We start from the raw sequence: 20,522 nt of genomic DNA, 5'->3' as shown, positions 1-20,522 counted from the left end.
TAACTCCGCGGGGGACATCGGAAGGGGACGACATGTCGACACCAGCCCCGGGTCGCCACGCCACGATGGACCAGGGCGTGCCCGGTCCGTTCACCTCCCTGCAGCACGCCCTCAGACTGCTGGAGGCCGTCGACCGGCACCCCGGCGGTGCCACCCTGGTCGCCCTCGCCCGGGAGACGTCGCTGGGTCTGCCGACCGTCCGCCGGCTCGCCGAGATCCTGGAGATCGAGGGCTATCTGCAGTGCCAGGACGGCGGTTGGGTGCTCGGCGGCACCTTCGCGCTGCTCGGCCAGCACAACCGCGAGCAGCTGGTGCGGGCCCGGCTGGACCGCAAGCTCGCCGAGCTGCGGGACGAGTTGGGCGCGGCGGTGTACTTCACCCGTTACCACGACGGCGAGTTGTCGGTGGAGGCGGTGGCCGCCGCCGAGCACGCGCCGGCGGTGCAGGAGTGGGTGGACTTCCGGGCCACCGCGCACGCCAGCGCGATCGGCAAGTGCCTGCTCAGCCAGCTCGACCACGACGCCCGCCGGGACCACCTCTCCCGCCACCCGGTCGCCCGGCTCACCTCGCGGACGGTCGTCGACGAGGACCAGCTGATGCACCGGCTGGAGCGTCAGCCGGCCACCGTGCCGGTGCTGGACATCCAGGAGTACGCGCTCGGCACCGTCTGCGCCGCCGTGCCGGTGACGGCGGGGAGCACGGTCGGCTGCCTGGCCACCTCGATGCCGGTCGGCAACGTGCACCGGCTCAAGGCGGCCGCCGAGCTGCTGGCCGCCCGGGCCGCGCCGCTGATGCTGGCGATGGCGGTCTGACCCGCCCCGGCCGGCTCCGGCCGGCCGCGCCCGCGAGCCCCGTCGGATCCGGCGGGGCTCGCGCGTTTCCCGGTCCGCCGCGCGGTGCACATCACTTATTAGACTCGATGTCGATAAGAGTGGCCGAAGCCCTTGTAGCGGGCTCTACCCGCGAGTAGGTTGCCTGGAGCCGCGCGAGCCGAGCCACCCCGCCGCCCCAGGTCAGGAGGGCCTCCATGTCCCGCACCACCACACCAGTTCCCGCCGTCTCCGCACCCGCCGCCCGGGTCCACGACGGCCTCGTCCTGGAGCCCCGGGACGTCCGCTTCGACTGGTCCGGGCTGCCGCTGCACTGGATCCCGGACGAGCCGATGGCCACCCACGTCATCAACGTCCTGCACCTCCTGCTCCCGGAGGGCGAGCGCTGGTTCGTCAAGGTGTTCAAGGAGGCGCTGCCGCTGGTCCGGGACGAGCGACTGCGCGAGGAGGTGCTGGGCTTCATCGGCCAGGAGGCCATCCACGCCCAGGCCCACCAGGAGGTGCTGGAGCACCTGCTCGGCCAGGGCCTGGACCCGCGCCCCTACGTCCGCCAGATCGCCTGGCTGTTCCAGCGCGTCCTCGGGGACAAGCCCGGCCTGGCGCCCGTGCGGCAGCGCGAGAACGTCATCGAGCGGGTCGCGTTCGTCGCCGCGATCGAGCACTTCACCGCCTTCCTGGGCGACTGGGCGCTCAACTCCCCGGGCCTGGACCGGGCGAAGGCCGACCCGACGATGCTGGACCTGCTGCGCTGGCACGGCGCCGAGGAGGTCGAACACCGCAGCGTCGCCTACGACCTGATGGTCCACCTCGACCCCGGCTACGGCCGCCGGATCCGCGGCATGGCCGTCTCCGGGCCGCTGCTGGTCCACCTCTGGGTGCGCGGCGCCCGCTTCCTGCTGGCCGCCGACCCCACCCTGGACGGCCGGATCAGGCCCAGCTGGCGCGAGGCGCGGCAGCTCGCCAGGCGCGGCCTGCTGCCCGACCCGGTCCGCTCGCTCCGCTCCGGCCTGCGCTACCTGCGGCCCGGCTACCACCCCACCCAGGAGGGCTCCTCCAGCCAGGCCCTCGGATACCTCGCCACCTCCCCGGCCGCCCGCGCCGCCGCCCACTGACGCCAGGAGAGCCGCCCGGATGGACCTGCACAACCCGCCCCCGGACCTCTACGGCCGCCCCCGCGCGGACCGGTTCATGCGGCGCCTCACCGCCTTCGGCGACCGCTACAGCCCCGCCCTGGGCGGCCCGTTGCTGCGCCGCAACCCCCGGCGCCCGCTCGGCCGCCCCACCCCGGAACTGCAACTCGTCGTCACCGCCCGCCGGGAGGTCGCCACCGACGTCGTCGAGCTGCTGCTCGGCGATCCCTCCGGCGGGGTGCTCCCGCCCTGGCAGCCCGGCGCGCACCTGCGCCTCGCGCTGCCCTCGGGCCGCGAGCGCCACTACTCGCTCTGCGGTGACCCCGACGACCGCACCGCGTACCGGATCGCGGTCCGCCGGCTGCCCGGGGGCGGCGGCGGCTCCGTCGAGATCCACGCCGAGCTGCACCCCGGCGCCCGCCTCACCGCCCGTCACCCGCGCAACGGCTTCGCCTTCTGCGCGGAGCCGGCCGTCCTGCTGCTGGCGGGCGGCATCGGGATCACCCCGCTGCTGCCGATGGTCCACGAGGCCCGGCGCCACGGCCTGGACTGGCACCTCGTCCAGGTCGGCCGCAGCGCCGACACCGTCCCGTACACGGAGGCGCTGCGGGCCCTCGACCCGGGCCGGGTGCACCTGCGCACCGACGACGAGCACGGTGGCGTGCCCACCGGCGCCGAGCTGCTGGCCCACGCGCCGCGCGGGGCCGCCGTCTACTGCTGCGGCCCGGCCCCGATGCTGGCCGCCGTCCAGCGGGCACTCGACGGATCGCCGGCCGCGGCCCTGCACTTCGAGCGGTTCGGCGCCGCCCCGGTCACCGGCGGCGAGCCGTTCGCCGTCCGGCTCGGCGCGGACGGCCCGGCCCTGGACGTCCCCGCCGACCGGTCGGCCCTGGACGTGCTCCGCGAGGCGCGCCCCGAACTGCCGTACTCCTGCCACCAGGGCTTCTGCGGCACCTGCGAGGTCCGGCTGCTGTCCGGCGCCGCGGACCACCGCGACCGCCGCCTCACCCCCGAACAGCGCGCCGCCGGCGCCCTGCTGCCCTGCGTCTCCCGGGCCGCCGAGGGCGAGACCCTCGTCCTCGACCTCTAGCACTGGAGCCCCGCCGTGCCCCGCACCCCGGCCTTCCCGTACACCGACCACGACCTCGCCCGCTTCCGCGAGGTCCAGCAACTCGCCTACCACTGCGCCGAACAGGTCGCCGCCTGGATCGAACCGGGCGTGACCGAGCGGCAGGCCACCGCCGAGCTGCGCCGGCGCCTGGTCGCCGCCGGCGTGCAGGACTTCTTCCACGTCCCCTTCGCCTGGTTCGGCGACCGCACCGCCTTCCGGCACTTCCACACCCCGCTGCAGTTCTTCGCCGGCGACCGCCGGCTCGCCGAGGGCATGCCGTACGTGCTGGACTGCGCCCCGATCGTGGACGGCTACACCGCCGACATCGGCTACGGCGGCAAGGTCGGCGAGAACCGGGTCTGGGACCGGCTCGCCGCCGACCTCCAGGTGTACCGCGAGCTGATCCTCGCCGAGGTGCGGGCCCGCCGCCCGCTCGACCAGGTGTACGCGGCGGTGGACGCGCAGATCGCCGCCCACGGCTACGACAACCGCCACCAGGTCTACCCGGGCCGGGTGATCGGCCACCAGGTCACCCGGACGACCAGCCGCGGCCCCGCCGGGGTGAACGTGTTCGGCTTCGGGGTGCGTACACTCCAGACGCTCGGCCGCGAGCTGATCGGCGAGCGCCTGCAGGGCCGTTCCCCGCTCTGGGCGGACGGCCGGTCCTCCCGGCACGCGCCGACCCCGGGCCTGTGGGCGGTGGAGCCGCACATCGGCTTCCGCGCGGTGGGCATCAAGTTCGAGGAGCTGCTGGTGGTCACCGAGGAGGGCGCCCACTGGCTCGACGACGACCTGCCGCACGTGCGGCGCTGGACCGCTGCCCGGACCGAGGCGACCGCCCAGGAGGCGACCCGATGACGACCACCCGCCGCCGTACCGTCCGCTCCGGCGGGCTGCCGCTCGCCGTCTTCGAGGACGGCGACCCCGACGCGCCCACCGTGCTGCTGGTGCACGGCTACCCGGACACCCACGTGGTCTGGGACGACATCGCCGCCGACCTCGCCCGCGACCACCACGTGGTCCGCTACGACGTGCGCGGCGCCGGCGAGTCCGGGGTGCCCGTCTCGCGCGAGGGCTACCGGCTGGAGCACCTGGCCGCCGACCTCTTCGCGGTCGCCGACGCCGTCAGCCCGGACCGCCCGGTGCACGTGGTGGCCCACGACTGGGGCTCGCTGCAGTCCTGGGAGGCCGTCACCTCGCCCGGCGCCGAACGGCGGCTCGCCTCCTACACCACCATGTCCGGCCCCTGCCTGGACCACATCGGGCACTGGATGCGCGAGCGCTACCGCCGCCCCACCCCGCGCCACCTCAGGCAGCTGCTCGCCCAGGGCGCGCACTCCTGGTACATCACCGCCTTCCACCTGCCCTACCTCGCCCCCGGCATCTGGCGGCTCGGCCTGGCCCGCGCCTGGCCCCGGGTGCTGCGCGACCTGGAGGCCGTCACCCCGCGCCCGAACCACCCGCAGCCCACCCTGCGCCGGGACGCGGTGCGCGGCATCGAGCTCTACCGGGCCAATATGCGCCCCACCCTGCGTGACCCGCGCGAGCGGTCCACCGAGGTGCCGGTGCAGCTGATCACCCTCACCCGGGACCACTACGTCGGCGCGTTCCTCTTCGAGGGGCTGGAGCGCTGGGTGCCGAAGCTCACCCGTCGCTCCCTGCACGCCACCCACTGGTCCGCCCTCCTGGAGAAGGGAACCGCCGTGGCCGGGATGGTCCGCGAGTTCACCGCCGGTGTCGACGCCGGACAGGCCCCCGACCCGGCCGCCGCCGGCCCGCTCGTCGTCATCACCGGCGGCGGCAGCGGCATCGGCCGGGCCACCGCGCTGGCCTTCGCCGAGGACGGCGCCCGGGTGGTGGTCTGCGACCTCGACCTCGACGCCGCCCGGCGCACCGCCGAACTCGCCTCCCTGCTCGGCCCGCCGGCCCACGCCTACCGGGTCGACGTCAGCGACGGCGCCGCCGTCGACGCCTTCGCCGAGGCGGTGGCCGCCGCGCACGGCGTGCCCGACGTGATGGTCAACAACGCGGGCATCGGCCACTCCGGGACGTTCCTGGAGACCACCGAGAAGGAGTGGCAGCGCGTCCTGGACGTCAACCTCTGGGGCGTCATCCACGGCTGCCGCGCCTTCGGCTCGCTGATGGCCGACCGCGGCGAGGGCGGGCACATCGTCAACCTCGCCTCGGCCGCCGCCTACCTGCCGTCCAAGGCGCTCACCGCCTACGCCACCAGCAAGGCCGCCGTCTTCATGCTCTCCGACTGCCTGCGCGCCGAGCTGGCCGGGCACGGCGTCGGCGTCTCCACCATCTGCCCCGGCATCGTCAACACCAACATCACCCGCACCTCCACCTTCTCCGCCACCACCGCCGACCAGCAGGCCGCCAAGCAGGCCCGCGCCGCCAAGCTCTACGCCCGCCGCGGCTTCCCGCCCGAGAAGGTCGCCGCCGCGATCCTGCGCGCCGTCCGCACCGGCAAGCCGGTCGTCCCGGTCACCCCCGAGGCGAAGGCCGCCCGCTTCCTGAGCCGGCTCTCCCCGGGCCTGCTGCGCCTGGCGGCCCGCCTCAACGTGACCTGAGGGGAGGGCCCGTGGGCCTGTGGTCCTCGACGCTTGGGTGCGAGGGCCGCAGGCCGACGGGTGTCGGCTCACATGTCGTAGGGCAGAACCCTGAACGACTTGTGCATGGTCAGAGGCCGGACTGCCCGGAAATCACGTTGATCGAGAGTCAGGATCGCGTTGGTGCGGTACTCCGCGGCCAGGGCGACATTGACAGCATCCGCGAGGTCCAGACCGAGGCCCCGATGACGAGCACGGACCGCTTGCGCCGCGTCCAGGGTGTCAACAGTGATCTCGGGGAGGACGGCGCGCCCGGATCGAACCCGACGCGTGATGTCGTCGATCGCGTCGATGGCCGAGGCCTGCCCGAGAATCCTCCTTGCCAAATGGTCGAGTTCACTCAACAGGACGGGCGAGACCACCAACATGCCCGCCGTGTCCAGCACCTCGCGGGCGGCTGAACCGACCGGATGCGAAGCATCAAGCGCGGCCAGCAACCCTGAGGTGTCGGCCACTACTACGATCACGCGGCGCCCCGCCGCTTCTCGGTAGGGGCGGAGGACTGCTTCGTGCGCTCGTACGCCGCGACCTTGTCCGTCCAGACGTCGTCTTCGGTGGCCTCACCAATGGGTTGGTAGACGGCGCTGAAGAACGGCTCGTCCCAGGTGCGCCTGGACATTGCGGCCAGGTGGATGCCCTCCCGGATGATCTCTGCCTCCGCTATTCCCTCTCGGGCGGCGGCTTCCTTGATCACTGCGAGATCCTCTGCTTCGACGTAGACCGTGGTGCGCTTCAGAGTCATATGCGTATGGTATCCGCGCCATACCTTCGCCGGGGTGCGACTCCGTGGAATCCCGACAGCAGGTGTCGGGATTCCACGGCAGCATCGGTGGTGTCGAAGCAGGCACCACGGAAGGGCACGACATGGCAGAGCCGCTCACGGGCAAGGTCGCACTGGTCGCCGGGGCGACCCGGGGAGCCGGGCGGGGGATCGCGGTGCAGCTGGGGGCCGCCGGGGCGACGGTCTACGTGACGGGCCGCAGCGCCGGGGGCCACCGTTCGGAGTACGGGCGGCCGGAGACCCTGGAGGAGACCGCGGAGCTGGTCACCGCGGCCGGCGGCCGGGGGATCGCGCTGCGGGCCGACCACCTCGTCCCCGCCGAGGTGGCGGCCGTGGCGGAGCGGGTCGGGGCCGAGCAGGGCGGGCTCGACCTCCTGGTCAACGACATCTGGGGCGGCGAGAACCTCTTCGAGTGGGAGAAGCCGGTCTGGGAGCACGACCTGGACAACGGGCTGCGACTGCTGCGGCTGGCCGTCGAGACGCACGCGATCACCAACCACCACCTGCTGCCGTTGCTGCTGCGCCGACCGGGCGGGCTGGTGGTGGAGATGACCGACGGCACCGCCGAGTACAACGCCACCCGCTACCGGAACTCCCTGTTCTACGACCTCGCCAAGTCCTCGGTGCTGCGGATGGCCTTCGCCCTCGGCCACGAGCTCGGCCCGCGCGGCGCGACGGCGCTCGCGCTCACCCCCGGCTGGCTGCGCTCCGAGATGATGCTGGAGCACTTCGGCGTCACCGAGCGGACCTGGCGCGACGCGACGCGGCAGCAGCCGGACTTCGGGATCTCGGAGTCGCCCGGCTACGTCGGCCGCGCCGTGGTGGCGCTGGCCGGCGACCCCGGGGTGGCGCGCTTCAACGGCACCTCGCTCTCCAGCGGCGCCCTGGCGAAGGAGTACGGCTTCACCGACCTGGACGGCAGCCGCCCCGACGCCTGGAGCTACCTGGTGGACGCGGAGACGGCGGACGGCCCGCTCGACCCGGCCGGCTACCGCTGAGCGCCGTAGCGCGCGGCGGTGCGGGCCGCGGCCCGCGCCAAACGCCGCCGTAGCGCCGGGGGTTCGAGCAGTTCGGCCTCCGGGCCGAGGCGCAGCAGTTCGTCGTAGGCCACCTCCGCCGACTCGACCGGGAGCCGGACGGTGACCCAGCCCTCGCCGTCCGGCTCCCCGGCGGTGGCCAGCGCCTGCCGGGCGGCGAGCGGCTCCAGCAGGTGGGGGAGCCGTTCGGCCCCGAGCGGGCTGAGCCGGACCAGGACGCTCTCCCGCAGCAGCGAGCGGGCGAACTCCTCGGCCTTGGCCGCCCAGAACGCGGCGAGGTCGAACCCCTCCTCCCGCGCGAACGGCCGGTCCAGCGGCTCGGCGCCGACCAGCCGGTCCACCCGGTACACCCGGGCACCGTCCGCGTCCTCGGGCCGGGCCACCAGGTACCAGGCGCCGGCCTTCAGCACCAGCCCGTAGGGGCGCAGCGTCCGTTCGACGGTGTCCGCGCCGCGCCGGTACCGGGCCCGCAGCAGCCGCTCGCCCCAGACGGCCCGGGAGACCTCGGTGAGCAGCGGCGGCACGGGCGCGTCGCGGAACCAGCCGGGCGCGTCCAGGTGGAACCGCCGTACCCCGCTGGCGGGCGCCTCGCCGAGCTCGCTCAGCACCTTCAGCCGGGCGGCCAGCGCGGGGGCGTCGAGCCCCATGTCGCCCAGCGGGCCGGGCAGTCCGGCGAGCAGCAGCACCTCGGCCTCGGCCCGGTCCAGGCCGGTCAGCCGGGTGCGGTAGCCGTCCAGCAGCCGGTAGCCGCCGGCCCGGCCGCGGTCGGCGTAGACCGGTACGCCGGCCTCGGCCAGCGCCAGGACGTCCCGCTGGACGGTGCGCTCGGACACCTCCAGCTCGGCGGCCAGCTCGGCCCCGGTCATGGTCCGCCGCGCCTGGAGCAGCAACAGCAGGGAGATGGCCCGTGCGGCCCGCATCACTCCACCCCTTCCGGTCGGGCCGGTCCCGGGTCCAGGGAGTGTCGCCCCCGATCGGGGGCGGGCGTTTGGTACCCAGGACTTCCATCACCCAGCGGAAGCGAGGAACCCCCATGGCCACCGGCACCGTGCAGTCCTACCACGCCAACCACGGCTACGGCCTGATCACCCCCGACGAGGACGGGCCCGCCCTGTACGTCTACTTCGACTCGATCGTCGGCGAGGGCGACCGGGTGCTCGCCGAGGGCCGCCGGGTGGAGTACGACCCGACCGAGCAGGAGGGGCGCTGGGTGGCCGAGCGGGTCCGGCCGCTGTAACCGCGCACCCGTCCGCCCGCGCCCGCCGAGGCCCTACGATCAAGGCTCATGGAGATGACGACCGCCCTGTGGTCCTTCGCCCTCGTGGTGGGGCTGCTCACGCTCACGCCCGGGCTCGACACCGCGCTGGTGCTGCGCACCTCCGCCCTGGGGGAGCGCCGGCAGGCCTGGGGTGTGGTGCTCGGCATCCAGACCGGGACCCTGATCTGGGGCACCCTCACCTCGGCCGGGGTGACGGCCCTGCTGACCGCCTCCGCGCTGGCGTACGAGATCCTGCGCTGGGCCGGGGCCGCCTACCTGGTCTGGATGGGGATCGGCATGCTGCGCAACCGGGGCGGCGGAGCCGAACCGGAGCGGGCGCCGGCCGGTGGCGGGTTCCGCTCCGGCTGGCGGCGCGGCACGCTCACCAACCTGCTCAATCCCAAGGTCGGGGTCTTCTACGTCGCGGTGCTGCCGCAGTTCATCCCCGCCGGTGCCCCGCACTTCGCCGCCGGAGTGGCGCTGACCGGCGTCCACGTGGTGGAGGGGATGCTCTGGTCGGCGGTGCTGGTGGGCTTCGCCAGGGTGGTGCGCGGCTGGCTGAGCCGGCCCGCCGCGCGCCGGCTGCTGGACCGGGTGACCGGTGCCGTGGTGGTGGGCTTCGGGCTGCGGCTGGCGCTCGCGGAGTAGGTCAGTGGCCGAGCCGGCCCAGACCGGCGCGCATGTCGTCGGCGTTCATGCAGAGGTGGATGTCGACGTCGGCGTTGAACTCCAGCCAGAACGGCTCGCAGACGGAGGGCAGGGAGGCCTCGTCCGCGACGTCGACGACGATGATCTGGCTGCGTCGGCCGTCGCGGACGAAGAAGTAGGCGGCCTCGGGCTTGAGGTCGCCCATGATGCGGTCGAACTTCTCGGCGACCACGCCGTCGCTGATCAGCCGGTTGGCGGTCTCGGTGTCCATCGTGATTTCCAGCAGGGCACGCATGGTCCGTGCTCCTTCCCCGGGCTCGGGGTGAGCCCTGGTCTCCAGCGTCCCGCCGTCGCGGGGGCCACGCAACGTCACCCGGGTGGTGGCGCCGGGATGGCCGCGCGGTCGGCGGCGGGGCTGCATGGGAGGCGACGGAGCCCACCGGACGGGAGCAGCCCATGGCGATCATCGCGACGTTCGAATTCCCCGGCACCACCCGGGACCAGTACGAGGAGGCGGTGGACCGGCTGACCGGCGGCGCCGGGCTGAACGCGCCCTCGGACTGGCCGGTGCGCGGGCTGGTCGTGCACGTGGCCGGTCCGATTCCGGAGGGCGGCTGGCACGTCACCGACGTGTGGGAGTCCCGGGAGGCCTTCGAGCACTTCGCGGCGGTGCTGACGCCGATCCTCCAGGAGGTCGGCATCCCGACCGCACCGCCGCTGATCCGCGAGGTCCACCACGTGGTGCGCTGAACCGCGGGTGCCGGCGCCGGACCGGGCGGGCCGGGTCAGGCCGCGTGCGAGCGCGGGTCCTCGGCCGGCTGCCCGGCCCGCGACCGCGCCAGGTCGTGGTGGATCGGCCCGTGGCCGCCGCTCAGCGGCAGGCAGCTGCCGCCCCGCCGGTGGGCGACGATCTCGGCGGCGACCGAGACGGCGGTCTCCTCGGGGGTGCGGGCGCCGAGGTCCAGGCCGATCGGCGAGCGCAGCCGGCCGATCTCGGCGTCGGTCAGGCCGACCTCGCGCAGCCGGGTGTCGCGGTCCCGGTGGGTGCGGCGCGAGCCCATCGCGCCGACGTAGCCGACCGGCAGCCGCAGCGCGCGCTCCAGCAGCGGGATGTCGAACTTGGCGTCGTGGGTGAGGACGCAGAGCACCGTCCGCCCGTCGATCCGGTCGAGCTGGGAGTCCAGGTAGCGGTGCGGCCAGTCGACCACCACCTGGTCGGCCTCGGGGAAGCGCCGTCCGGTGGCGAACACCGGCCGGGCGTCGCAGACGGTGACGTGGTACCCGAGGAACTTGCCGATCCGCACCACGGCGGCGGCGAAGTCGATCGCGCCGAAGACGATCATCCGCGGCGCGGGGACGTAGGACTCGACGAAGAACGTGACGGTGCCCTGCTCCCGGTCGTCGCAGGGACGCCCGTCCAGGCCGAGGACCAGCCGGCCGGTGCGTCCGGCGTCGAGCATGGCCCGCGCCTCGGCGACCACGGCGCGCTCCAGCGGCGCCACGGTCGAGGGCGCGGGGGACAGTGCCCCGTGGTGGGTGTCGGCGGTGACGGCGACGGTGGCGCCGACCAGCGCGCCGGGGCCCTCGATCACCCGGGCCAGGGCGACCGGGGTGCCGGAGGCGAGGTAGGTGATGCCGGCGTCGAGCGCGGCGTCGGCGCCGGGGACGACCGGCTGGACGAAGACGTCCAGGACGCCGCCGCAGGTCAGGCCGACCGCGAAGGCGTCCTCGTCGCTGTAGCCGAACCGCTCCAGCACCGGCTCGCCGGACTCGATGGCGGCCTGGCAGAGCTCGTAGACGGCCCCCTCGACGCAGCCGCCGGAGACACTGCCGATCGCCTCGCCGGCCGCGTCGACGGCCAGCGCGGCACCCGGGTCGCGCGGTGCGCTGCCGGAGACCCCGACCACCGTGGCCACGGCGAAGGAACGCCCGGACGCGTGCCAGGCCTGCAGCTGCTCGGCGATGTCGTGCATGTCGGGGAGCTCCTTAACACCTCGGATGACGGAACGGGAGGTGCCGCCGTACGGGAAACGATTCCCGTACGGCGGCGGTGCTGCTAGTGCACGCCCAACCAGGACTTGATCGGGGTGAGCGCGAAGTAGACCACGAACACGCCGGTCAGGATCCACATCAGCGGGCCGGGCTCGCGCCACTTGCCGGTGCCGGCCTTGATGACGGTGTACGAGATGACGCCCGCGGCGACACCGGCGGTGATGCTGTAGGTGAACGGCATCAGGGTGCAGGTGAGGAAGGCCGGGATGGCGACCTCGCGGTCGGACCAGTCGATGTGCCGGGCCTGGCTCATCATCATCGAGCCGATGACGACCAGGGCGGCGGAGGCGACCTCGGTGGGGACGATCGCCGCGAGCGGCGAGAAGAACAGCATCAGGGCGAACACGCCGCCGGTGACGGTCGAGGCGAGGCCGGTGCGGGCGCCGTCGCCGACACCGGTGGCCGACTCGACGAACACGGTCTGGCCCGAGGCGCCGGCCAGACCGCCGACCGCGCCGCCGGCGCCGTCGATGAACAGCGCCTTGGACAGACCGGGCATCCGGCCCTGCTTGTCGGCCAGGCCCGCCTCGGTGCCGACGCCGATGATGGTGGCCATCGCGTCGAAGAAGCCGGCCAGGACCAGGGTGAAGACGGCGACCGAGGCGCTGATCGCGCCGAGTCCGTTGCCGCCGAAGGCACCGAAGAGGTCGACGTGGCCGAAGAGGCCGAAGTCGGGTGCGGAGACCGGGCTGCCCGGCCACACCGGCGCGGAGCTGACCCAGGTCTTCGCCGGGAGGTCGAGGACCGCGTTGATGACGAAGGCCACCACGGTGCCGCCGGCGATGCCGATCAGGATCGCGCCGCGGACGTTGCGGGCCAGCAGGACGAAGATCGTCAGCACGGTGAGGCAGAAGACCAGCACGGGCCAGCCGGCGAGTTCGCCGAAGGGGCCGAGCGCGAGCGGGGTGGGACCGCCGGTGTGCACGAAGCCGGCCTTGACCAGGCCGATCAGCGAGACGAAGAGGCCGATGCCGATGGTGATGGCGTGCTTGAGCGGCAGTGGGATGCCGTTCATGATCTTCTCGCGCAGGCCGGACACGACCAGCAGCACGATCAGCAGGCCGTAGATGACGCAGAGGCCCATGGCCTGGGCCCAGGTGGTGTGCGGTACCACCAGGGCGGATATCACGCCGGAGACGGAGAGGCCGGCGGCGACCGCCAGGGGGACGTTGCCGGCCACGCCCATCAGGATCGTGGTGACGGCGGCGGCGAGCGCGGTCGCGGTGGTGAGCTGGGCGTGGTCCAGCTTGACGCCGTGGACGTCGGCGCCGCTGAGGATGATCGGGTTGAGCAGCACGATGTAGGCCATCGCCATGAAGGTGGTGAGGCCGCCGCGGATCTCGTTGCCGAAGGTCGATCCCCGAGCAGTGATCTTGAAGTACGCGTCCAGCGCGTTCTTCGGCGGTGTCACCGGGGCCGACGTGGGGGTGTCGGTCTCGGTGGGTCTGTCTTCAGTGGTGCCGGGCTCCGTGGGGATCCTGGTCATGTCCACTCCCAAGTGTCAAAGGGGGTTGGGGTGGGCGAGCCGACCTGACAGCCAGTCAACGAAGTTGGCACAGGGGGACGATTCGACTCACTGGGCGCACTCTGTGGCAGTGCTGCGGTGCAGTGCGTGCCTCCGGCCGTCGGCCGGGAGTGGGTGGTGCGCACCGCTGCAGAACCCCGGCGTGGGAGAGGCAGCGGGAGGACGCGTTCGCTTTGTGTCAGCTGGTGCATGGTGTGGTGCCTGTACTGCTGGGGGTGGAACTGCCCCGGGGCGGCGGGGCCGTGCTGAATGTTCTCCCCGCTCGCGCTGGGAGAAGATGTGTGCCGCCCCGGGGAGGTGCGGGAGCCGGGGCTACAGGGCCCCGGGGGTCTCGGTGGTCAGGTGCTCGGGCCGGACGGGGATCCGGTTGAGCGCCAGACCGGTGGCGTTGCGGATGGCGGCCACGATCGACGGCGTCGCGGAGACGGTCGGCGCCTCGCCCACCCCGCGCAGCCCGTACGGGGCGTGCGGGTCGGGGAGTTCGAGGATCTCCACCGGGATCGGCGGGGTGTCCAGGATGGTGGGGATCAGGTAGTCGGTGAAGGACGCGTTGCGCACCTTCCCGTCCTTGACGATGATCTCCTCCATCACGGCCAGGCCGAGCGCCTGGGTGCAGCCGCCCTGGATCTGGCCCACCACCGAGAGCGGGTTGAGCGCCTTGCCGACGTCCTGGACGGCGGTCAGCTCGACCACCTTGACCAGGCCCAGCTCGACGTCCACGTCGACCACCGCGCGGTTGGCGCAGAAGGTGTACTGGACGTGGCCGAAGCCCTGCCCGGTCACCTTGTCGAACGGGACGGTCGGGCGGTGGTGGTGCTCGCGGGTGAGGTCGATCGCCTCGTCCCCGAGCAGGTCGACCATGGAGACCAGGGCGCCCGTCGACTGCGAGACGACCTTGCCGCCGACCAGCGACAGGTCGTTCTGGGTCCAGCCGTAGCGCCGGCGGCCCTTCTCGATCAGCGCCTGCTTGACGGCCTCGGCGGCCAACTTCACCGCACCGCCGGTCATGTAGGTCTGCCGGGACGCGGAGGTGGAACCGGCCGAGCCGACCTCGGTGTTGGCCGGGTGGATGGTGACCTGCTCGACGCCCAGCTCGGTGCGCGCGATCTGGGCGTGCACGGTGACGCCGCCCTGGCCGACCTCCGCCATCGCGGTGTGCACCATGGCGACCGGCTCGCCGCCGATGACCTCCAGACGCACCCGGGCGGTGGAGTAGTCGTCGAAGCCCTCGGAGAAGCCGACGTTCTTGATGCCGACCGAGTAGCCGACGCCGCGCACGATGCCCTCGCCGTGCGAGGTGTTGGAGAGCGCGCCGGGCAGCTGGCGGACGTCCAGGTGCTCGGTGTCCAGCGGCGGCGGGAGCGGCATGTCCTTGACCCGGCGCAGCAGTTCGGCGACCGGTGCGGGCGAGTCGATCTGCTGGCCGGTGGGCATGAAGTCGCCCTCGGACATCGCGTTCAGCCGGCGCAGCTCGACCGGGTCCATGCCCAGCTCGGCGGCCAGCCGGTCCATCTGCGTCTCGTAGCCGAAGGCGGCCTGGACGGCGCCGAAGCCGCGCATCGCCCCGCAGGACGGGTTGTTGCTGTAGAGCGCGATGGCGTGCATCCTGACGTTCGGGATCACGTACGGGCCGTGTCCGAGCGAGGCGGCGTTGCCGACCACGGCGGGCGAGGCGGAGGCGTACGCGCCGCCGTCCAGCACGATCCGGCAGTCGGCGAAGACCAGCTTGCCGTCCCGGGTGGCGCCGTGCTCGTAGGTCATCTTCGCCGGGTGGCGGTGCACGTGGCCGTAGAAGGACTCGTCACGGGCGTAGACGATCTTGACCGGCTTTCCGGTGCGCTGGGCGAGCAGGCAGGCGTGGATCTGCATCGAGATGTCCTCGCGGCCGCCGAAGGCACCGCCGACACCGGCCAGCGTGAGGCGCACCTTCTCCTCGGGCAGGCCCAGCACGGGAGCCATCTGCTGGCGGTCCACGTGCAGCCACTGGGTGGCGATGTAGAGGTCGATGCCGCCGTCCTCGGCCGGCACCGCCAGCCCGGACTCCGGGCCGAGGAAGGCCTGGTCCTGCATGCCGACCTCGTAGCTGCCCTTGACGACGACGTCCGCCAGGGCCCGCACCTCGTCGGTGACGCCGAGACCGGAGACCAGCCGCTGCTCGTGGCAGATGTTGTCGTACCCGTGCGACTTGAACTCGTGCGGCTCGTGCACGTAGCCGTGGGTCTTCGGGTCGAGGCACTGCTCCTCGGTGGTGATCGGGGTGAGCACCTCGTACTCGACCTTGATCTTCTTCACCGCGCGGCGGGCCGTCTCCGGGTGGTCGGCCGCGACCAGCGCGATCGCCTCACCGTGGTAGCGGACCTTGTCGATCGCCAGTGCCGGCTGGTCCTGGATCTCCAGGCCGTAGAACTTGGTGCCGGGGATGTCCTCGTGGGTCAGTACCGCGTACACGCCCGGGACCTTCAGCGCGTCGGAGATGTCCACCGAGAGGATGTTGGCCCGGGGGTGCGGCGAGCGCAGCGCCATGCCCCAGAGCATGTCCTCGTGCCACATGTCGGACGAGTACGCGAACTCGCCCTTGACCTTCAGGTTGCCGTCCGGGCGCAGCGGCGAGCCGCCGATGCCGTCCTTGGACGCCTGGTTGATGTTCTGGAGGTTCTTCTGCCCCTGGATGGTACGAGTGCTCATTCCGAAGCCGCCTTACCAGCGCACGTGCGGGCGGAAGCCAGCCGCACCGCGTCCATGATCTTCTCGTAACCGGTGCAGCGGCAGAGGTTGCCCGACAGCGCCTCGCGGATGTCGTTGTCACTCGGCTGGGCGTCCTTGGCCAGCAGCGCGTCGGTCTGCACCAGCAGGCCGGGCGTGCAGAAGCCGCACTGGACGGCGCCGGCGTCGATGAAGGCCTGCTGGACCAGGCCCAGCTCGCCCTGCTCGTCGGCCAGGCCCTCGACGGTGCGGACCTCACGGTCCTGCACCTGGCCGGCCGCGACCAGACACGAACAGACCGGGACGCCGTCCAGGTAGACCGTGCAGGAGCCGCACTCGCCCTGCTCGCAGGCGTTCTTCGAACCCGGGAGGCCGACCCGCTCGCGCAGCACGTACAGCAGGCTCTCGCCCTCCCACACGTCGTCGGCCTCGACCGGCTTGCCGTTGGCGGTGAAAGTGACCCTCATGCCGCGCTCCTGATCTGCTTGCTGTAGTCGTTCCACGTCCAGGTGAGCGTGCGGCGGGCCATCACGGCCAGCGAGTGCCGCCGGTAGTCGGCGGTGCCGCGGACGTCGTCGATGGGGGAGGCGGCGGCCTTCACCAGCTCGCCGAACCGCTGGATCACCTCGGCGCCGAGCAGCTCGCCGGACTCCCACAGACCGCGCTCGGCGAGCACGTCCCGCAGGTACTCCTCGGCCTCGACGGCGCGGCGCGGCGTGGGGGCGGCCGAACCGATCCCGGTGCCGACGGTGCCGTTCTTCGGGTGCAGCGCGAAGCCGAAGGCGCAGACCGCGATCACCATGGCGTTGCGGGTGCCGATCTTGGAGAACTGCTGCGGGCCGTCCGCGACGGGGATGTGCACGGCCCTGATCAGCTCGTCGGCCGCCAGGCTGTTGCGCTTGACGCCGACGTAGAACTCGTCGATCGGGATCATCCGGGTGCCGCGCACGGAGTCCGCCTCGACGAAGACGTCGCGGCCGGCGGCCAGCAGCGCGGGGTGCGCGTCGCCGGCCGGGGAGGCACCGCCGAGGTTGCCGCCGACGCCGCCGCGGTTGCGGATCTGCGGCGAGCCGACGGTGTGGGCCGCCAGCGCGAGGCCGGGCAGCGGGCCGGACAGCTCGTCGATGATCCGGGAGTAGGGGACGGAGGCGCCGAGCCGGACGACATCGCCGTCGTTCGACCATTCGGTCAGCTCGGTGATGCGGTTCAGGTCGAGAATCGCGGATGGCCGGTGCACGTCGAAGTTCATCTCGACCATGACGTCCGTACCGCCCGAGATGGGCAGCGCGGTCGGGTACTCAGCCTTCGCCGCGAGTGCCTCGTCCCAGGTAGCGGGCCGAAGGAACTCCATGCGGGTGTCTCCTCAAGTCGTTGCCGGCCGGACGGGTGGGCACAGTGCCCGGAACTCGGTGTTCGGACCTCGCTCTCCGCTTCGTCGCCTCCGCGTCGGGTCCTGGTCACCGGGGTGTGTCCGGCGGCGTGTGGCCAGTGAACCGCTGTGACGGGGCCCACTGGCAGTCACCGATGGCATGAAGCCCCGGCTGTGGTCCCGCCCGGCATCCTGTACGTTCCTCTAAGGAGGACAATCTCGCAGCCCAGCTGTTTTCCGGGCGCTGTCTACGACCGTAATCCGGTCGTGATTCCCAAGCTACGGCCCCGTGATCCGGGCGTCCGATGGGACGTAACACCGAGCACAGATGTTCGGGCACACTGTGACCCCCCGAACCGCGCGCTCGGGCCCCCACCCTCACCCCAAGCCCGTTAGGAGTCCCGGATGCGTGTCCGCGACCTGCTCGCCCCCGGAGCCCCGAGACTGCGTCTGCTCGCGGCCGAGGACGAGCTCGACCGGCAGGTCAGCGGCGTCATGACCACGGACCTGCACGACCCCGGCCGGTATCTGCACGGCGGCGAGCTGGTGCTCACCGGCATGCTCTGGCGCACCGGGCCGGCGGACTCCGAACGATTCGTACGGACCATCGTGGCCGGCGGCGCGGTCGCCCTCGCGGCCGGCGAGGCCGAGGTCGGACCCGTCCCCGAGGACCTGGTCGAGGCGTGCCGCCGGCACCGGATGCCCCTGTTGGCGGTACCCGACGACATCGCCTTCGGCACCGTCACCGAGTTCATCGGCCGACAGGTCTCGGCCGACCGCGCCGCCGACCTGGCCGCCCTGGTCGACCGCCACCGCCTGCTGGTCTCCGCCGCCGGCGGCGGTGGCCTGGACGCCGTCCTCGACCTGCTCGGCGGCGACCTCGACCTCGACTGCTGGGTGCTCACCCCGACCGGCGCGGTGATCGCCGGCCCGGTCGACCGGCTCTCCGCCGAGGACCGCGACCAACTGGTCCGCGCCCACCTCGGCGCCCAGCGCCAGCGCCGCCGGCCCCCGCACCGGGCGCGGCTGGCCACCGGCTCCTACTCGCTGCTGCCCGCGCCGGCCGTCGCCGACGTCCAGGCACCGCTCGCCGACTGGGTCCTCGCGGTGGCCGGCGACGTCACCGAATGGACCACCAAGCGCCAGCAACTCGCCGAGAACCTGGCCCGGCTGGTCGCCGCCGAGCGTCAGCGCCGCGACGAGGGCCGCCGGTTGCGCCGCCGCCTCGCCGACGAGGTGCTGACCCTGCTCCAGCGCGACGCCGACCAGGGCGAGATCAGCCGGACGCTGTACGCCTCCACCGCGATGGCCGCCCGCTACGAGAGCCCCGAGCCCAAGCCGCACGCGCCGGACGGCTCCTGGCTGGTGCTCAGTGCCGACGGCACCGGCCTGCCCGAGGGCGCGGTGCGCTCGATCCTGGAGGAAGCTCTCAACGGCGTCACCGACCGCGCGCTGGTCGCCGGGGCGGGCAGCGGCGCCGTCGTGGTGCTGCCCGCGCTGGACAGCGCGGTGCCCGCCGACACGCTGCGGGAGCTGCTCGCCCCGTTGGAGGCCGGCCTCGGTTCGGAGGGCCGGATCACCCTCGGCGTCTCGGCCCCCGCCCCCGAGGCGGGCGGCCTGCGCGGCGCCCTGGAGGAGGCCCGGCACGCCCGCCGGATCGCCGCCGCCCGGGTCGGCCGGGTCTGCGTGGCCGGCCCGGAGGAGCTGGCCTCGCACGTGCTGCTGCTGGCCGCCGTCCCCGACGAGGTCCGCCGGGCCTTCCGCAGCCGGCTGCTGGACAAGGTGATCGCGTACGACATCGAGCACCAGGCGGACCTGGTCCGCACCCTGGAGGCGTTCCTGCGGTCGGACGGCTCGTGGACCCGCTGCGCCGCCCAGCTGCACGTGCACGTCAACACGTTGCGCTACCGGATCGGCCGGATCGAGGAGTTGACCGGCCGGGACCTCTCCCGGCTGGAGGACCGGGTCGACTTCTACCTGGCCCTCGAACTGGCCTGAGCCGACGCGACCGGGCCCGCCGCGGACGCCGGTGGCGTCGTGGCGGGCCCGGTCGGACGGTGCGGCCCGGTTACGGCTGGGCGGGGATGATCGAGGTGAGCCACTGGAAGACGCCCGGCACCATGTTCTTCCAGACGTCGCTGGAGTGCGGCCCGGTGGTCTCCTGGACCTGGACGGTGGTCGGGGCCTTCGCGGCGGCGGCGATCGCCTGGCCGTCCTCGTAGCCGTCGCCCTTGTTGCCGCTGATGTACAGGGCGACCTTCGGCGGCTGGGCGGCGGTCCGCACGATGGTGACCGGGTTGTTCGCCTCGCGCAGCTTGGCGTCCTTGCCGACCAGCGAGTCCTTCTCGGTCGCCGGGTCGTTGTAGCCGGAGAGGCTGATGCCGGCGCGGTAGCGGTTGGGGTGGGCCAGGGACAGCTTGGTGGCGCAGTGGGCGCCGGCCGAGTACCCGGCGACCGCCCAGCGGTCGGCCGACGGCTCGGCGCGGAAGTTGTCCAGCACCATCTGGGGGACGTCACGGGTCAGCCAGGTGTCGGCGTTGACCTTGCCGGGCACGTCGGTGCAGCCGGCGTCGGTGCTGTTGCCCAGCAGCAGGGTGCGCGGCGAGACCAGGATGAACGGCGCCACCTTGCCCTCCTGCATCAGCGGCTTCAGCTGCTCGGAGACCTTGAGCGTGCCGTACCAGGTGGAGGACGAGCCGGGGAAGCCCGGGATCAGCTCGACGACCGGGAACTTCTTGTCCTTGAACGCGGGGTCGTGGTACTGCGGCGGCAGCCAGACCAGCACCTCGCCGTCCACGCCCGACACCTGCCCCTTGAGGTCGGTCTTCTGGACGTCGTTGGGCACCTTCGGGTCGTCCACGCCGCGGAACTGCTGCTGGACCTTGGGCGGCTGCTTGGCGGAGTCCCCGCCGCCGGGCCGCTCCCCGCCCGCCCCGTTGCCCGCCTCGGCCGGCGGGACGGACGGGACGGCCCGGACGTGGTTTCCGGTACCGAGCAGGTCGTCCCAGTTGCCGTAGATCAGGTTGGCGTTGTTGACCATGACGAAGACCGTCGTCACGGCGGTGATCTGGCAAAAGACGATCATGGCAAGCCTGGACAGGATCCGCACCGGCCTCGGTCCGCGGACCTTGCCCCAGAGCAGCAAGGCCACCGCGATGGAGATCGGCACGAGAATGATCGTGCAGATGAGGAATGGCGTGCCTGTCAGTTGCATCAAGTTCTCGTATCCGGGTTCAAAGCCGTCCGGGGCCCCACTCGCCCGGAACGCGCTCCAATGGCATCAGACGGCCGGGAACGCGGGATCGGTTGCCGTCCGAATCTGGATGGAACCTGAGAGGAACATCACGTTTCCGCGCTGTTCCCTTTCCGGGCCCGCCCCAGTCTGCCACCCTGGCGGCCCCCGTCCGGACGCTGCGCCCAGCGGACTCCCAGGAATGCCCCGGGAGGGCACGATACCCCCCGG

General features: G+C 72.9%; 20 protein-coding genes. 10 read left to right on the top strand and 10 right to left on the bottom strand.

Annotated elements, in window-relative coordinates:
- The first annotated feature begins 32 nt into the window (after window positions 1-32).
- The 5 genes from ACIQTO_RS27365 to ACIQTO_RS27345 all read left to right on the top strand — a co-directional run bounded on the left by ACIQTO_RS27365 (window position 33) and on the right by ACIQTO_RS27345 (window position 5,647).
- Window positions 33-812 (top strand): IclR family transcriptional regulator, encoded by a 780-nt coding sequence (locus ACIQTO_RS27365; protein WP_402393161.1) that lies wholly within the window; start codon window positions 33-35, stop codon window positions 810-812.
- A gap of 215 nt (window positions 813-1,027) precedes the next feature.
- A complete protein-coding gene (locus tag ACIQTO_RS27360; protein WP_402393159.1) occupies window positions 1,028-1,942 on the top strand; it encodes a metal-dependent hydrolase in 915 nt (304 codons plus the stop codon).
- A gap of 19 nt (window positions 1,943-1,961) precedes the next feature.
- Entirely contained in the window at window positions 1,962-3,050 is a 1,089-nt protein-coding gene (locus tag ACIQTO_RS27355; protein WP_402393157.1) for a PDR/VanB family oxidoreductase, read from the top strand.
- 15 nt (window positions 3,051-3,065) lie between these two features.
- Complete coding sequence (locus tag ACIQTO_RS27350) at window positions 3,066-3,929, top strand: M24 family metallopeptidase (protein WP_402393154.1); 864 nt, start codon at window positions 3,066-3,068, stop codon at window positions 3,927-3,929.
- Entirely contained in the window at window positions 3,926-5,647 is a 1,722-nt protein-coding gene (locus tag ACIQTO_RS27345; protein ID WP_402393152.1) for an SDR family oxidoreductase, read from the top strand. The genes ACIQTO_RS27350 and ACIQTO_RS27345 overlap by 4 nt, the downstream gene beginning before the upstream one ends.
- A gap of 68 nt (window positions 5,648-5,715) precedes the next feature.
- Here ACIQTO_RS27345 and ACIQTO_RS27340 read toward each other — a convergent pair whose 3' ends face one another.
- Together ACIQTO_RS27340 and ACIQTO_RS27335 are read right to left on the bottom strand one after the other, a co-directional pair.
- A complete protein-coding gene (locus ACIQTO_RS27340) occupies window positions 5,716-6,153 on the bottom strand; it encodes a PIN domain-containing protein (RefSeq protein ID WP_402393149.1) in 438 nt (145 codons plus the stop codon).
- Entirely contained in the window at window positions 6,150-6,428 is a 279-nt protein-coding gene (locus ACIQTO_RS27335) for a CopG family transcriptional regulator (RefSeq protein WP_402393146.1), read from the bottom strand. The genes ACIQTO_RS27340 and ACIQTO_RS27335 overlap by 4 nt, the downstream gene beginning before the upstream one ends.
- 122 nt (window positions 6,429-6,550) lie before the next feature.
- Between ACIQTO_RS27335 and ACIQTO_RS27330 the strand changes: the two genes are divergently transcribed.
- Window positions 6,551-7,465 carry an SDR family oxidoreductase gene (locus ACIQTO_RS27330; RefSeq protein ID WP_402393143.1) on the top strand — a complete coding sequence of 305 codons (915 nt, stop codon included), beginning with the start codon at window positions 6,551-6,553 and terminating at the stop codon, window positions 7,463-7,465.
- Here ACIQTO_RS27330 and ACIQTO_RS27325 read toward each other — a convergent pair.
- On the bottom strand, window positions 7,456-8,424 hold the full coding sequence (locus ACIQTO_RS27325; RefSeq protein ID WP_402393141.1) for a helix-turn-helix transcriptional regulator: 969 nt from the start codon (window positions 8,422-8,424) through the stop codon (window positions 7,456-7,458). The two genes, ACIQTO_RS27330 and ACIQTO_RS27325, sit on opposite strands and share 10 nt — an antisense overlap.
- Before the next feature lie 113 nt (window positions 8,425-8,537).
- On the opposite strand from ACIQTO_RS27325, the gene ACIQTO_RS27320 reads away from it, so the two are divergent.
- Entirely contained in the window at window positions 8,538-8,741 is a 204-nt protein-coding gene (locus tag ACIQTO_RS27320; protein WP_402393139.1) for a cold-shock protein, read from the top strand.
- 48 nt (window positions 8,742-8,789) lie between these two features.
- Window positions 8,790-9,410 carry a LysE family translocator gene (locus ACIQTO_RS27315; RefSeq protein ID WP_402393136.1) on the top strand — a complete coding sequence of 207 codons (621 nt, stop codon included), beginning with the start codon at window positions 8,790-8,792 and terminating at the stop codon, window positions 9,408-9,410.
- A 1-nt stretch (window position 9,411) separates the two neighbouring features.
- Here ACIQTO_RS27315 and ACIQTO_RS27310 read toward each other — a convergent pair whose 3' ends face one another.
- Window positions 9,412-9,705, bottom strand: a complete 294-nt coding sequence (locus ACIQTO_RS27310; protein ID WP_402393134.1) for a hypothetical protein — start codon at window positions 9,703-9,705, stop codon at window positions 9,412-9,414.
- 161 nt (window positions 9,706-9,866) lie between these two features.
- On the opposite strand from ACIQTO_RS27310, the gene ACIQTO_RS27305 reads away from it, so the two are divergent.
- On the top strand, window positions 9,867-10,160 hold the full coding sequence (locus tag ACIQTO_RS27305) for a hypothetical protein (protein WP_402393131.1): 294 nt from the start codon (window positions 9,867-9,869) through the stop codon (window positions 10,158-10,160).
- 35 nt (window positions 10,161-10,195) lie between these two features.
- Here ACIQTO_RS27305 and ACIQTO_RS27300 read toward each other — a convergent pair whose 3' ends face one another.
- From ACIQTO_RS27300 to ACIQTO_RS27280, 5 genes are all read right to left on the bottom strand, one after another.
- Entirely contained in the window at window positions 10,196-11,383 is a 1,188-nt protein-coding gene (locus tag ACIQTO_RS27300; RefSeq protein ID WP_402393128.1) for an XdhC family protein, read from the bottom strand.
- A gap of 83 nt (window positions 11,384-11,466) precedes the next feature.
- Window positions 11,467-12,948: an NCS2 family permease gene (locus ACIQTO_RS27295; RefSeq protein WP_402393125.1), complete on the bottom strand. Its 1,482-nt coding sequence runs from the start codon at window positions 12,946-12,948 to the stop codon at window positions 11,467-11,469.
- Window positions 12,949-13,299: 351 nt separating this feature from the next.
- Window positions 13,300-15,672, bottom strand: coding sequence for a xanthine dehydrogenase subunit D (gene pucD, locus ACIQTO_RS27290; protein WP_402393123.1), 2,373 nt, complete (start codon window positions 15,670-15,672; stop codon window positions 13,300-13,302).
- Complete coding sequence (locus ACIQTO_RS27285) at window positions 15,669-16,157, bottom strand: (2Fe-2S)-binding protein (protein ID WP_402393121.1); 489 nt, start codon at window positions 16,155-16,157, stop codon at window positions 15,669-15,671. Before ACIQTO_RS27285 ends, pucD begins: the two co-directional genes overlap by 4 nt.
- Complete coding sequence (locus tag ACIQTO_RS27280) at window positions 16,154-17,041, bottom strand: FAD binding domain-containing protein (protein ID WP_402393119.1); 888 nt, start codon at window positions 17,039-17,041, stop codon at window positions 16,154-16,156. The genes ACIQTO_RS27285 and ACIQTO_RS27280 overlap by 4 nt, the downstream gene beginning before the upstream one ends.
- Before the next feature lie 423 nt (window positions 17,042-17,464).
- Here ACIQTO_RS27280 and ACIQTO_RS27275 point away from each other — a divergent pair, with 423 nt between their 5' ends.
- On the top strand, window positions 17,465-19,057 hold the full coding sequence (locus ACIQTO_RS27275) for a PucR family transcriptional regulator (RefSeq protein ID WP_402393116.1): 1,593 nt from the start codon (window positions 17,465-17,467) through the stop codon (window positions 19,055-19,057).
- 70 nt (window positions 19,058-19,127) lie between these two features.
- On the opposite strand, the gene ACIQTO_RS27270 is transcribed toward ACIQTO_RS27275, so the two are convergent.
- Window positions 19,128-20,228 carry an alpha/beta hydrolase gene (locus tag ACIQTO_RS27270; RefSeq protein ID WP_402393113.1) on the bottom strand — a complete coding sequence of 367 codons (1,101 nt, stop codon included), beginning with the start codon at window positions 20,226-20,228 and terminating at the stop codon, window positions 19,128-19,130.
- Window positions 20,229-20,522: the final 294 nt, after the last annotated feature.

Source organism: Kitasatospora sp. NPDC091207 (assembly GCF_044768625.1).
Lineage (GTDB): Bacteria > Actinomycetota > Actinomycetes > Streptomycetales > Streptomycetaceae > Kitasatospora.
This window is presented reverse-complemented; position numbering and strand designations above follow the sequence as displayed.